The 12,586-nt window shown below is 39.2% G+C and carries 10 protein-coding genes and 1 rRNA gene; 2 read left to right on the forward strand and 9 right to left on the reverse strand.

Features of this window, described 5'->3' with window-relative positions; translation table 11 throughout:
* Positions 1–421 (reverse strand): 16S ribosomal RNA (locus D8Q48_RS06875); the annotation flags it as partial.
* Between the two features lie 636 nt (positions 422–1,057).
* Here D8Q48_RS06875 and D8Q48_RS06880 point away from each other — a divergent pair.
* Positions 1,058–1,840 (forward strand): 4Fe-4S dicluster domain-containing protein, encoded by a 783-nt coding sequence (locus tag D8Q48_RS06880; protein WP_121056031.1) that lies wholly within the window; start codon positions 1,058–1,060, stop codon positions 1,838–1,840.
* Positions 1,841–1,950: 110 nt separating this feature from the next.
* On the opposite strand, the gene asnB is transcribed toward D8Q48_RS06880, so the two are convergent.
* The 6 genes from asnB to dapF all read right to left on the reverse strand — a co-directional run bounded on the left by asnB (position 1,951) and on the right by dapF (position 9,438).
* Positions 1,951–3,489, reverse strand: coding sequence for an asparagine synthase (glutamine-hydrolyzing) (asnB, locus tag D8Q48_RS06885; RefSeq protein ID WP_121056032.1), 1,539 nt, complete (start codon positions 3,487–3,489; stop codon positions 1,951–1,953).
* A gap of 86 nt (positions 3,490–3,575) precedes the next feature.
* A complete protein-coding gene (radA, locus tag D8Q48_RS06890; protein WP_117990357.1) occupies positions 3,576–4,937 on the reverse strand; it encodes a DNA repair protein RadA in 1,362 nt (453 codons plus the stop codon).
* A gap of 67 nt (positions 4,938–5,004) precedes the next feature.
* A complete protein-coding gene (locus D8Q48_RS06895) occupies positions 5,005–5,418 on the reverse strand; it encodes a hypothetical protein (protein WP_022075022.1) in 414 nt (137 codons plus the stop codon).
* Between the two features lie 78 nt (positions 5,419–5,496).
* Positions 5,497–7,941, reverse strand: a complete 2,445-nt coding sequence (locus D8Q48_RS06900; protein WP_121056034.1) for an ATP-dependent Clp protease ATP-binding subunit — start codon at positions 7,939–7,941, stop codon at positions 5,497–5,499.
* Positions 7,942–8,011: 70 nt separating this feature from the next.
* Entirely contained in the window at positions 8,012–8,383 is a 372-nt protein-coding gene (locus D8Q48_RS06905; RefSeq protein ID WP_022075024.1) for a GntR family transcriptional regulator, read from the reverse strand.
* 203 nt (positions 8,384–8,586) lie between these two features.
* Positions 8,587–9,438: a diaminopimelate epimerase gene (dapF, locus tag D8Q48_RS06910; RefSeq protein ID WP_121056036.1), complete on the reverse strand. Its 852-nt coding sequence runs from the start codon at positions 9,436–9,438 to the stop codon at positions 8,587–8,589.
* A 157-nt stretch (positions 9,439–9,595) separates the two neighbouring features.
* On the opposite strand from dapF, the gene D8Q48_RS06915 reads away from it, so the two are divergent.
* Complete coding sequence (locus D8Q48_RS06915; RefSeq protein ID WP_121056038.1) at positions 9,596–10,429, forward strand: AraC family transcriptional regulator; 834 nt, start codon at positions 9,596–9,598, stop codon at positions 10,427–10,429.
* Between the two features lie 40 nt (positions 10,430–10,469).
* Here the strand turns inward: D8Q48_RS06915 and D8Q48_RS06920 are convergent, their stop codons facing one another.
* Positions 10,470–11,414, reverse strand: a complete 945-nt coding sequence (locus D8Q48_RS06920; protein ID WP_207723260.1) for a GTP-binding protein — start codon at positions 11,412–11,414, stop codon at positions 10,470–10,472.
* 18 nt (positions 11,415–11,432) lie between these two features.
* The gene (locus D8Q48_RS06925; RefSeq protein WP_121056040.1) at positions 11,433–12,578 is read right to left on the reverse strand and encodes a CobW family GTP-binding protein; all 1,146 of its coding nucleotides are present in this window, start codon (positions 12,576–12,578) and stop codon (positions 11,433–11,435) included.
* Positions 12,579–12,586 lie beyond the last annotated feature (8 nt).

Raw genomic sequence — 12,586 nt, forward strand, 5'->3', positions numbered from 1 at the left:
ACGCGGCGTCGCTGCATCAGGGTTTCCCCCATTGTGCAATATTCCCCACTGCTGCCTCCCGTAGGAGTTTGGGCCGTGTCTCAGTCCCAATGTGGCCGGTCGCCCTCTCAGGCCGGCTACTGATCGTCGCCTTGGTAGGCCGTTACCCCACCAACCAGCTAATCAGACGCGGGTCCATCTCATACCACCGGAGTTTTTACCCCTGCACCATGCGGTGCTGTGGTCTTATGCGGTATTAGCAGTCATTTCTAACTGTTATCCCCCTGTATGAGGCAGGTTACCCACGCGTTACTCACCCGTCCGCCGCTCAGTCACAAAACTCGTCATTCCGAAGAAATCCAAGCAAAGTGCTTCGCTCGACTTGCATGTGTTAAGCACGCCGCCAGCGTTCATCCTGAGCCAGGATCAAACTCTCGTTAAAAGTGTTTGTTCTAGTCAAGATTAACTCTAGCTAATCTATCCCTTTACTGTTGTTTGGTTTGTTATAAACCATTCTTAAAAATGTTTCTCTTAAAGAAATTTTCAAGGATCTGTTGTCTATTGTTTAGTTATCAATGTTCTTTGTTTTTGTTGTCGTCTCAAGCGACAGCTTTAATAGATTATCACATCTTTTGTCGTTTGTCAACAACTTTTTTATTTTTCTTTGTCGCTTCATTTCAGTGCCTCTCGGTCTGTCTCAGCGACGAAGACTATATTATCATTCCTATTTGTAATTGTCAACGTTTTTCTTGCTTTTTATTTATTTCGCACAATTCAGACAATTCACGCAATTCTGACTAAAAAAGTATTCTCTAGTTGCTGTTCACTCCCGTGTCAATCACTACGCTGATTGACACGAAGGATGCACGTTTTATCTTGAACGGCATCTTGACCATCGCCAAAGGCGATTTAAAATGGCGAGATGCGTTACTTGTCACAGGTACTGTGAACAGTAACCTTCTCTTAAATCTCATTTTTAATCATACGTTTATACAGTGCATTTTTCCTTTACTTATGATATAGTTATATCAGATGTGAGATGTCTGACCTTTATATTTTTAACAAAGGAGAATTCTTTATGAAAATGAATGAACTAGGTCTGGTCTACTTCAGCCCGACCGGAACAACAAGAAAAGTCATTATGGAGACTGCCAGAAACATCGATTTAAAATCGGTATCTTACGATCTCTCTATTCACAAAGAAAAGAAACCAAATCTGCATTTCAAAAGCAACGATTTTGTTCTTTTCGGAATTCCTGTTTATGGTGGCCGTGTTCCTGCCACATTTCTGGAATACTTTGAAACATTAAAGGGTGATAACACTCCTGCTGCACTGATTGCTACATACGGATGCCGCGAATACGAAGACGCGCTTTTGGAATTAAAAAACGAGGTTGAAAGTCGCGGATTCAAAGTAATCGGAGCCGGTGCCTTCCCTGTACAGCACTCCATCGTGCGCCAGATTGGAATGAGCCGACCGAACAAGGCAGACTTGAAAGTCATTGCGGATTTCGGAATCCAGTTAAACCGTAAACTTCGCAACGCTGTAGATTTTGATAATGTGGATATTCAGGTTCCAGGGAACAATCCTTATAAAAAATATGGAACAATTCCGCTCGTTCCAAAAACAGATGTGAATCTTTGTACCGAATGTAAGGCATGCGCTAAATCCTGTCCTGCCGGTGCTATTTCCATGGAAAATCCCAAAAAAACTGATAAGGGAAAATGTATTTCCTGTATAAAATGCGTCTACTCTTGTAAAAAGAAAGCCCGCTATGTCAGCAACATGAAACTGAATATGGCACAGAAGAAACTGACTAAAATCTGCAAAAGCGATAAACAGGCAGAGATTTTCATATAACATTAAGTTCCGAAAAAAGAGATTAATACCCTCTTTCTTCGGAACTCTTTTTATTTCAGCTCAAGATGATTTTACTTTAATTGCTTTTATTTTATAAAATTTTTTAGTAATTATCTTTTCACAAAGTATTCCTCATACCAAACAAGAAATGTATAGATTGTCCACACTTTTCTCCAGTTATCTGAATTTCCGCCAACATAATCATCAAAAATAGCCTGTATCTCTTCCATATTAAAGAATTTCTCAGCTATATCACTCTGGAATTTTTCACGCACATCTTTATTATATCTGTCATCCGCCATCCAAATACGAATAGGCACGATAAATCCTAATTTCTTACGGAAAGCGATTTCCTCGGGAAGAACTTTTGCTGCTGCTGTACGAAAAGCGACTTTATTCTGTTCTTCATTCACTTTATAACAGGATGGCATTCTGGATGCAATGTCAAAAATTCTTCTATCTGTCAATGGCATACGAACTTCCAGACCTGCAGCTGTACTCATCTTATCTACATTAAGATAAATATCTCCCTCTAACCAAATCTGAATATCAACATCTGACATTTTTGTAAGCGGATCTAGTCCTTCTGTTTCTTCATAAATACCTGCTGCCAGTTCGATTGGAAGTACATCTGGATCATATTTCTTCAGAATACGCTTTTTCTCATCCTCTTTCATAATGTTCGTATTTCCAACATAAAATGTTTTCAGATTGTCGCCATATCTTTCCGCATTACGATACATATTGTATCCGCCGAAAAATTCATCCGCTCCTTCTCCTGAATAACAAATATCTGTATGTTCTGCTGTTGCCCTGCATCCAAGTGCAAATGCAATTGCTGAAGCATCTCCAAGCGGCTGCTCCATATTATACATTACCCAAGGTACAATATCAAAATATGCCTCCGGTGTAATTCTGCAACGGCTGTTTTCTCTTCCTAAAATATCTGCTGTTTCTTTCGCTAATGGTGACTCATCAAAACGTGCTTCATCATATCCACAAGAATCCGACATTTTTACATCCGACATTGCAAGTACATAAGAAGAATCCACTCCGCCCGACAAAAATGACTCTGCTTTTTCATCTGCTGTTTTTACTTCCGGCATAATTTCTTTCAGCGTAGAATGAATCTCATCTGCCCAATCTTCCAATGATTTACTCTCATCCGGATGGAATTCTGGTTTCCAGTATCTCTCTATTTTCATTTTTCCGTTCTGCCAGATTAAATATCTTCCAGGCAACAATTTCTTAACACCTTTGAAAAATGTATTCTCTCCTGCAACATAAGTCAGAGATAAATACAATTGTAATATTTCTTCATTCAATTCTTTTACAAAACCAGGTTTCTCCATAATCTGACTGATCATTGTACCATACAGAAGTTGTCCGTCTGCTGTCTCATAATAGTAGAATGGTTTTGTTCCAAACTGATCACGAAGACAGAATAATTTTTTCTCTTCTTCATCCCACAATGCAAATGCGAACATTCCATGCATATGATCAGCCATCTCACATCCCCATGTCTGATATGCACGAATTAAAATTTCTTCCTCTCTTGCCTCTCTTTTTAATGAAGCATCGATATTCAGTTCTTTGCACAGAGCCTCCCAATTACGGATATGTCCTCTGTATTCTTTTACGATTATCATTTGTACCTCTCCTTTCAACATCTGATATCTTTTGATCTATATTCTAATGCGTTTCACTGACTCTTCACCCTTTATATACAATCAGCCTAGATCAGATTCATAGCATCATTGATTGTTTTCACTCCTATAATCTTGATTCCTTTTATTCCTTTCACCATATCTAATGATACTTCTGGAACAACACATGTTTCAAATCCTAATTTTTTTGCCTCTGCCACTCTTTGTTCCGGCATATTAACTGCACGTACTTCTCCGCTAAGTCCTACTTCTCCAAAAACAATCATCCGCTCATCTACCGGACGATTTTTATAGCTTGATACAATCGCCATCACAATACCAAGATCGATTGCAGGTTCATTCATCCTGATTCCACCTGCAATATTGACATATGCATCGCAATTAGCTAAGTGTAATCCTATTCTTTTTTCCAAAACAGCCATAAGCAAATTCACTCGGTTATAGTCTGTTCCTGTCGCAGTTCTTCTCGGCATTCCGAAATTGGTATCACAGACCAGTGCCTGAATCTCTATCAACAATGGACGAGTACCTTCTATTGAACATGCCACTACTGACCCTGATGCATTTTCCGGTTTCCCGCTCAACATATATTCCGATGGATTCTCTACTTCCACCAGACCATTCTGCCGCATCTCAAAAACTCCGATTTCGTTAGTCGAACCAAATCTATTCTTCACTCCTCGTAAGATACGATAGGATGCATGCCTGTCTCCTTCAAAATACAGTACGGTATCCACCATATGTTCCAACACTCTCGGTCCTGCCACCGTTCCTTCTTTTGTTACATGTCCTACAATAAATATTGTAATACCAAGACCTTTTGCCAACTGCATAAATACATTCGTAGATTCTCGTACCTGCGATACACTTCCCGGTGCCGATGCCACTTCTTCGCTATACATTGTCTGGATAGAATCAATCACTACAAATTCCGGTTGTTTTTTTTCGATGACATCTCTGATTGTTCCAAGATTCGTCTCGCAAAACAACTTCATATTATCCGAAAAATTTCCCATTCTATTTGCTCTAAGTTTTATCTGCGCCTGAGATTCCTCTCCTGAAATATAAAGTACCTGTCTCTCCTTAGCAAGCTTCTGACAAACCTGCAATAGCAATGTTGACTTTCCAATTCCCGGATCTCCACCGACCAGAACAAGTGAACCCGGTACAATACCGCCACCAAGCACCCTGTCAAGTTCTTTCATGCCGGTTTGAAAACGTTTCTGTTCATCTGTATTGACCTGAGACAAAGCTACTATTTTTTTCTCTATATCCCTATCTGTCTTTACACTTGCAGACACCGATGATGCGATTACCTTTTCTTCTACAAATGTGTTCCATTCTTTACACATCGGGCATTGTCCGAGCCACTTTGTCTCTTCATGTCCACAATTTTGACAGAAAAATACTGTCTTTTTTCCTTTTGCCACATTTAACCTCGCTTACCGAAAAAGACCGGCAAGTATTTTTCACCCGCCGGTCTCTCCTCCTTTTATGCTAGCGTTTTACAACTTTCACAGCTGCACTTTCATTCGCATTCAATTCAATACTCACACTAAGTTTACCACTTAAATTTGTTGTCATCTTACCTGCTGAAGCTTCATCAATAAATACTTCATACTCACTATCCGGCTCAAGCTCCAATGTAAACTGTACATCTTCCGGTGCTGAAACTTCAAATTCCACTTCACGATCTGTCTCTTTGAAATTCTCTACCGCACTTCCCGGAACTGATTCGTATACAAACATTCCATTCTTCTCAAGTTTTGTAATCTCTGCAAATGTTTTAACTTTATAAAGATCTCCTTCAAATTCAAAATTGTCTAACTTTGTCTTTGATGTAAGTGTATAATCTCCAAAACTTAATGTTCCGTCACTTTCTGCACGTAATAATTCTTTTACTGTTGCCATCGTTACTGTCCTCCTACGTATCTCAGATCTTCTCTGTAGTATTGCTATCTTTAGTATAATATAAGTGTCGTTTTTTTTCTACTTTTTTGTTTCTTTTCTCTCGACTTTTATGGAATTTTTAGAAACGCCTACTGCAACCATATCACCACTTTGAATATCTCCATTCAAAATTGCCTCTGCAAGCTTATCTTCTAATTCTGTCTGCATCGCACGTCTCAATGGTCTTGCCCCATACTTAGCATCCGTTCCTTTTTCAACAATTAAATCCTTTGCTGAATCACGTATTGTCAAACTAATATTCAACTGTCTTTTCACACGGGCAGTAAATTCTTTGCAAAGCAATGTCACAATCTGCTTCATGTCCTTCTTTTCCAATGCATGGAATACGATTACTTCATCAATTCGATTCAAAAATTCCGGACGGAAGATCATTTTCACTTCATCCATTACATTCTGTTTCATTTTCTTATAATCACTTTGCGGATCTTCTTTTGTAGCAAACCCCAGTTTCTTAGGATCAATAATAGATTTTGCCCCGGCATTAGATGTCATAATAATAACAGTGTTACTAAAATCAACCTTTCTTCCCTGCGAATCTGTAATATGTCCGTCATCCAACACTTGTAATAAAATGTTAAATACATCCGGATGTGCTTTTTCAATCTCATCAAAAAGAATTACTGAATACGGCTGTGTACGAACCTTGTCACTAAGCTGACCGCCTTCTTCATGTCCTACATATCCCGGAGGCGATCCAATCATCTTTGACACTGAATGCTTCTCCATATATTCCGACATATCTACACGAATCATTGCTTCTTCTTTCCCAAACAACGCTTCTGCCAATGCTTTGGATAACTCTGTTTTTCCTACCCCAGTTGGTCCTAAGAATAAAAACGAACCAATTGGTCGTTTTGGATCTTTCAATCCAACTCTTCCTCTTTTTACTGCACGAGCTACCGCATTGACCGCTTCATCCTGGCCGACTACTCTGTGATGCAGTTCTTTTTCAAGATTATTCAATCTCTGTGTATCGCTTTGCTGTAATTTCTGTACCGGAATCTTAGACCACGATGATACAATGGCAGCAATATCTTCCACCGAAACTTCCGGATTGCTTGATGCCATCTTTTTATCAAATCTTTTTCTTGTAGATTCAATCTTTTTCTCAAGTTCCTGCTGCTTTTTTTGAATCTTCGAAGCTTCTTCGAAGTCTCCTTCTTTAATTACCCTTTCTTTCTGAAGCCCCAATTGCTTCTTCTCATCTTCCATCTCTGTCAAATGTGCTGGAACCTTATAACCTGTCAGACTTACATGTGCACAAGCTTCGTCCAATACATCAATTGCCTTATCTGGAAGATTTCGATCTGTAATATAACGTTCCGAAAGTTCCACTGCCGCCTTCAACGCTTCTTCTGTAAGCTTCACTTTATGATGTGCTTCATACTTCGGTTGAATTCCCTTTAATATATCCAGGCACTGTTCCTTTGAAGGCTTCTCGACTGTAATCGGCTGAAATCTTCTTTCCAAAGCTGCATCTTTTTCAATGTACTTGCGATACTCTGCGATCGTAGTTGCTCCGATCAACTGCAGTTCCCCACGAGCCAGTGCCGGCTTTAATATACTAGATGCATCAATTGCACCTTCTGCTCCACCAGCTCCGATCATCGTATGTAATTCATCCAAAAACAAAATAATATCTCCGTCCGCTTCGACTTCAGATATAAGCCCCTTCATACGTTCCTCAAATTCGCCTCTGTATTTTGAGCCTGCAATCAGCCCTGGAAGATCCAATGTATAGATACGTTTCCTTTTCATCGTTTCCGGCACAATCCCTGAAGCGATCCGCTGTGCCAGTCCTTCCAGAATAGCTGTTTTACCAACTCCCGGTTCTCCAACCAGACATGGGTTATTCTTTGTTCTTCTACTCAGCACCTGCATAAGACGAAAAATTTCTTCTTCTCTTCCTATAATAGGATCTAATTTTCCTTCTTCTGCTTCCGCAGTCAAATCTTTACAAAACTGTTCCACTGCTCCGCCATTTCCACGAAGTCCATCCTGCAATTCGTCCTGATATGCTTTCGGATCAATCCCTGCCGCCACAAAAATGTCTTGCATCATCTTCTGCAAGCTTACATTCAATGTAATCAGCATCTTTGCTGCAACACAATCTAAGTCTCGTATGATCGCTACAAGAATATGTTCTGTCCCTACTATATCCATATGAAAATGTGCCGCTTCACGTGCACTGTCTTCCAATATATATTGAAATCTCGGGCTTTCTTTCGGCTTCTGTCTCTTTTCCGTCTTTTTATTTGGTGCTACGAGCTCATCCATTAACTTTAAAAGCTTCTCTTCATCTACTCCATGACCTGCCAGCACCTGCCCGGCTACACTTGCAAATTCCTGCCGCAATCCAAGAAGCAAATGTTCTGTTCCTACATAATGATGATTTAATTTCTTTGCTGCTTTTTCTGCATTACTAATTGCATGCTGTGCTTGTTGTGTAAATTTAATCTGCATATAACCTCCGTCTGCTTATCTATTTTCTGTCTGATTCCCAGTTATCAATGTTATCCGTTACTGTTAAATTCTACGACTCATATTCATCCAGAATCTCATCCACCAGTTCATGGATCTCTTCTCTCGAAATCGCACGACAGCATGCTTTTGCCAAAACAATCTGCAATTGCTGACGCATCTCTTCTACTGCACGGATTTTATTCTCATCCAGAGCAATAACTGCTCCACGTCTTTTATCCAATGTAATAAAGCCTTCCTGTTTCAAAACATTATATGCCTTATTCACCGTATGCATATTAACGCCAATCGTTTCTGCAAGCTGACGCACTGAAGGAAGTGAATCCCCCTCATGAATATTCGCAGTTGCAATTCCCAGTATAACCTGATTGCGAAGCTGAATATAAATCGCTTCTTCACTGTTAAAATCAATTTCTATCAGCATCTCTCTACCTCTTTTTCTTTCGTGACATTACTGCTTTCCATATACTACGCACAGTAACTGCACAATTCTGTTATAGAAATACTAGCACAAAGAGAGAATCTCTGCAAGCAATTATTCTCCTGCAGGACTCTCTCTTTATCCCCACTCACTATGTTAAATTAAACTTTTTTCACATAATTTCAGAATTATCCACAATATCTTTCTTACACTCTCAGCATTTCCGAAAATTCTGTACTCAGCTTAATCTCTGCAATATAGAAGACATCTCCTGTGATATACACATTCCAGTCATCTGTAATTTCAACCTGAAGATCACCACCTGGCATATGCACAAGCATCTTGTTTTCTGTCAATCCCAATTTATATGCCACTGCTGCTGCCGCACACGCACCTGTTCCAGTCGCCATTGTATAACCCGCACCACGCTCGTATGTTTCAATTGCGATGTTATTGCGATCTGTCACCTTCATAATCTCCGTATTCACTCGTTCTGGGAAATATCTTGCACTCTCAGAATGTACACCGATTTTACAAACCAGTTCTTTTGAAATTTCCTGCATTGGAATAACGCAATGCGGATTTCCTACTGACACGCATGTTGCCGGATACAGATTGTTGCCAAATACCATATCCTCATTGATAACCTCTCTTCTTTCTCCTATTACCGGGATTTCCTCACTCACAAAGGATAATTTTCCCATAGATATACGCAGTCTGCTTCCCTCTTCATTCAAATATGTAATCTCTACAATACCGCCATCTGTCATCAATTCATAATTCTTTTTCTGCACATATCCTGCGTCTTTTAAATATTTTGCAAAAATACGAACTCCGTTTCCACTCTTTTCTGCAACACTTCCATCCGGATTCCAGATTTTCACAGCCAGACGTTCTCCCAGCAAAGGGCCTTCCAAAATACCATCTGAGCCAAGCCCTACATTTCGATTACAAATCATCTTGACATTAGCTTCGTTTAATTCCAACTCATTTTTATTTGGATCAAATACAAGATAATCATTTCCCAGTCCATGATATTTTTCTAATAAAATCTGCATAATCTACTCCTCCCACATTAATATACTATTTTTCCCATGATATTTTTATTATACATAGCATTATATTTGAATAATACAAAATAACTGCTTTCTATATTGCAAATAATGCTGTTTTTGTTTAATATCATATTATCGGACCATATAAAGGAGGGATGTTATGGAAACATATCAGAAACGAGGATATTTAAACAGTGATTTTCGGATTTTTCATTTAAAAGATCAAGTGGATACCGAGTTTGATTATCATACGCACAATTTCCATAAAATCACTATTTTTATCAGTGGAAATGTACAATATTTTATTGAAGGAAAGACTTATACTCTAAACCCTTACGACATTGTCCTCGTCAATCGAAATGACATTCACCGTATCCAGGTAGACTCTTCCATTCCATATGAAAGAATCATCGTTTATATTTCCCCCGGATTTATGGAAGCTTACCGAACTACCGAATATAATCTCGCTTATTGCTTTGAACAGGCCCGCGAGAAGCAGTCATATGTTCTTCGAATCCCTTCCTTAGAAACCAGCTCACTATATAAGACTACCCAGCGCTTAGAACGCTCGTTCCACGATCATGAATATGCAGGAAGCTTATACCGCCAGATTTTATTCCTGGAATTTATGATTCAATTAAATCGTGCCACATTAAAAGAGGGCATCGAATACCTTGACACCAAGCTTTATAACAAAAAGGTTCTGGATATTATGAATTATATTCAAGATCATTTAACAGAGACAATAAGTATGGATTCCCTCGCATCTGTCTTTTATCTGAGTAAATATCATATGATGCGGTTGTTCAAAGCAGAAACCGGTGTTACTATCGGTCATTACATTACTTATCGCCGGCTGTTGCTCGCCAGACGTTATATTCACTCTGGCATGCCTATTACAGATGCATGTTTTGCCTGCGGTTTTCAAAGTTATTCCGCATTTTCCAGAGCATATAAGCAAGAATTCAAAGAACCACCAAGAAAATTAAAATAATCTTCCTGGTGGTTCTTCTCTTCCCTATCACATTTTCATATTAATTAAAATATACCATCTCTTCAATCGGTTCAGCCGGCTCAATATTTTCCGCTGTCAACACCGGACCAACTCCTCGATACATTGCCAGTTTCTCATACCCTACTTTTGCACGCACTTTTACCCACTGTCCTGCTTTTAATTTTGGTGCATAAGAACTTTTACAAATATATCCTAAAAATGTTGTATCATCTGCGCAGCAAGTCATTGCCATTCTTCCCGGGAAAAATAATTTACTTGGAAAACTTCTTGGCTTCATAACTCTGGCTGTATATTCTACAACCTTTCCATCGTAGCGTTCCTGATTTTCCATCATATCCACATACCAGATTCCATAATCTTCTGGAAGTATTTCAATAACATCCGCTTTCAAATCATATGGTACCTCATCTTCGAAAATATTTTCCACTTCGCCATTCTCATCCTCAAAAATAACTTCTGCCTGAGGACTTACAACTTTTACACTTCGACGATATCCTGCAAGTGGTTTAACGTCACTGCAACGATTAAATAATACCATCTCTGAATTGCGGACCATTTCCACAAACAATGGTTTCATATTTGCAAGATATATCTGAAATGTGCTCGCATCTACTGTTGTGATCTTTTGTTCGATTCCCCAGCCTTTTGGCAGTTTCAAACTTTCAAAATCACTGACCTTCCACATTCCATTGTACTCGATAACAACTCTTTCCGGATGATATTTTTCATCCAGTTTTTCAAGCCATTCCTCTGTCAAAGCTTCTGGATCGTCAATTGTTTCCATTACAATACGATGCTCTTTTAACATCTCCGGACTATATTCTTCCTCCCCTTCTTCACAAAGGATCAGAAGTGTTGTCCCATCAATCTGAAAATATTCCTGCTCTAATGTAAATTTCAAAAACTGTGTCTTTCCGCTATCAAGAAATCCAGTCATAAGATAGACCATAACATCTGGTTCCATAATATTTTCTCCTTTTAATTATTTTGCAATGCCAAATAACTCTTCCAGCTTATGCTCATCCAATTTTGAGCCAATCACACAGATTCTTCCTGTATACTCTGCTGCTCCCGTTCTGACTTCATGCTCTTCCGGTACCATATCGAAATAAATCCATTCTCCATCAGCTCCCGCAACCATACCTTTCGCACGAAGAATTGTACCATATGAAGAATCTGACTCTAACGTTTTCAAAATATTGCTGATTTCTTCTTTTGTATAAGTCTGGATTGTTTCTTTACCCCAACTTGTGAATACTTCGTCAGCATGGTGATGTCCATGATGGTCATGATGATGATCGTGTCCACATCCGCATCCACATTCTTCGCCATGATCATGGTCGTGATGATGGTGCTCATCATGGTCGTGGTGGTGGTGCTCATGCTCATCATGGTCGTGGTGGTGATGGTGCTCGTGCTCATCATGGTCGTGGTGATGGTGCTCATGTCCGCATCCGCACTCCTCATCGTGTTCATGATGTCCGCCGCATTCCGGGCAAGCAATCTCAGCCAGAAGTTCTTCTTCCAAAGACTTGCTTCCTTCCATTGTTTCAAGCAATTTCTCTCCTGAAAGCTGCTCGATTGGAGTTGTGATGATTGGTGCTTTCTCATTTAATCCACGTAAAATAGCAACGCTTTCTTCAACCTTCTCATGTTTTGCTTTGTCTGTTCTGCTTAAAATAATTGCTCCTGCATACTCAATCTGATTGCTGAAAAATTCTCCAAAGTTTTTACTGTAAATTCTACATTTAGTCACATCAACAACTGTTGTAAAGCTGTTCAACTGTGCATCAAGATTAACCTGCGCATCCTGTACTGCTTTGATAACATCCGAAAGCTTTCCAACTCCCGATGGCTCGATCAATATTCTATCCGGATGATATGTGTCGATTACTTCTTTTAAAGATTTCTCAAAATCACCTACCAGTGAACAGCAGATACAGCCTGAATTCATCTCTTTAATCTCAATTCCGGCTTCTTTTAAAAATCCACCATCAATACCAATTTCTCCAAATTCATTTTCAATCAGAACAACCTGTTCTCCTTTAAATGCTTCTTTTAAAAGCTTTTTAATAAATGTTGTCTTTCCAGCTCCTAAAAATCCAGAAATAATGTCAATTTTAGTCATGATGACCG

The organism is Ruminococcus sp. B05 (genome assembly GCF_003628495.1).
GTDB lineage: Bacteria > Bacillota > Clostridia > Lachnospirales > Lachnospiraceae > Schaedlerella > Schaedlerella hominis.

Excerpts from the sequence above, each read along its gene's own strand:
- D8Q48_RS06880 (WP_121056031.1), top strand. The coding sequence starts at position 1,058 with ATGAAAATGAATGAACTAGGTCTGGTCTACTTCAGCCCGACCGGAACA.
- asnB (WP_121056032.1), bottom strand. The coding sequence starts at position 3,489 with ATGATAATCGTAAAAGAATACAGAGGACATATCCGTAATTGGGAGGCT.
- D8Q48_RS06895 (WP_022075022.1), bottom strand. The coding sequence starts at position 5,418 with ATGGCAACAGTAAAAGAATTATTACGTGCAGAAAGTGACGGAACATTA.
- D8Q48_RS06900 (WP_121056034.1), bottom strand. The coding sequence starts at position 7,941 with ATGCAGATTAAATTTACACAACAAGCACAGCATGCAATTAGTAATGCA.
- D8Q48_RS06905 (WP_022075024.1), bottom strand. The coding sequence starts at position 8,383 with ATGCTGATAGAAATTGATTTTAACAGTGAAGAAGCGATTTATATTCAG.
- dapF (WP_121056036.1), bottom strand. The coding sequence starts at position 9,438 with ATGCAGATTTTATTAGAAAAATATCATGGACTGGGAAATGATTATCTT.
- D8Q48_RS06915 (WP_121056038.1), top strand. The coding sequence starts at position 9,596 with ATGGAAACATATCAGAAACGAGGATATTTAAACAGTGATTTTCGGATT.
- D8Q48_RS06920 (WP_207723260.1), bottom strand. The coding sequence starts at position 11,414 with ATGGAACCAGATGTTATGGTCTATCTTATGACTGGATTTCTTGATAGC.
- D8Q48_RS06925 (WP_121056040.1), bottom strand. The coding sequence starts at position 12,578 with ATGACTAAAATTGACATTATTTCTGGATTTTTAGGAGCTGGAAAGACA.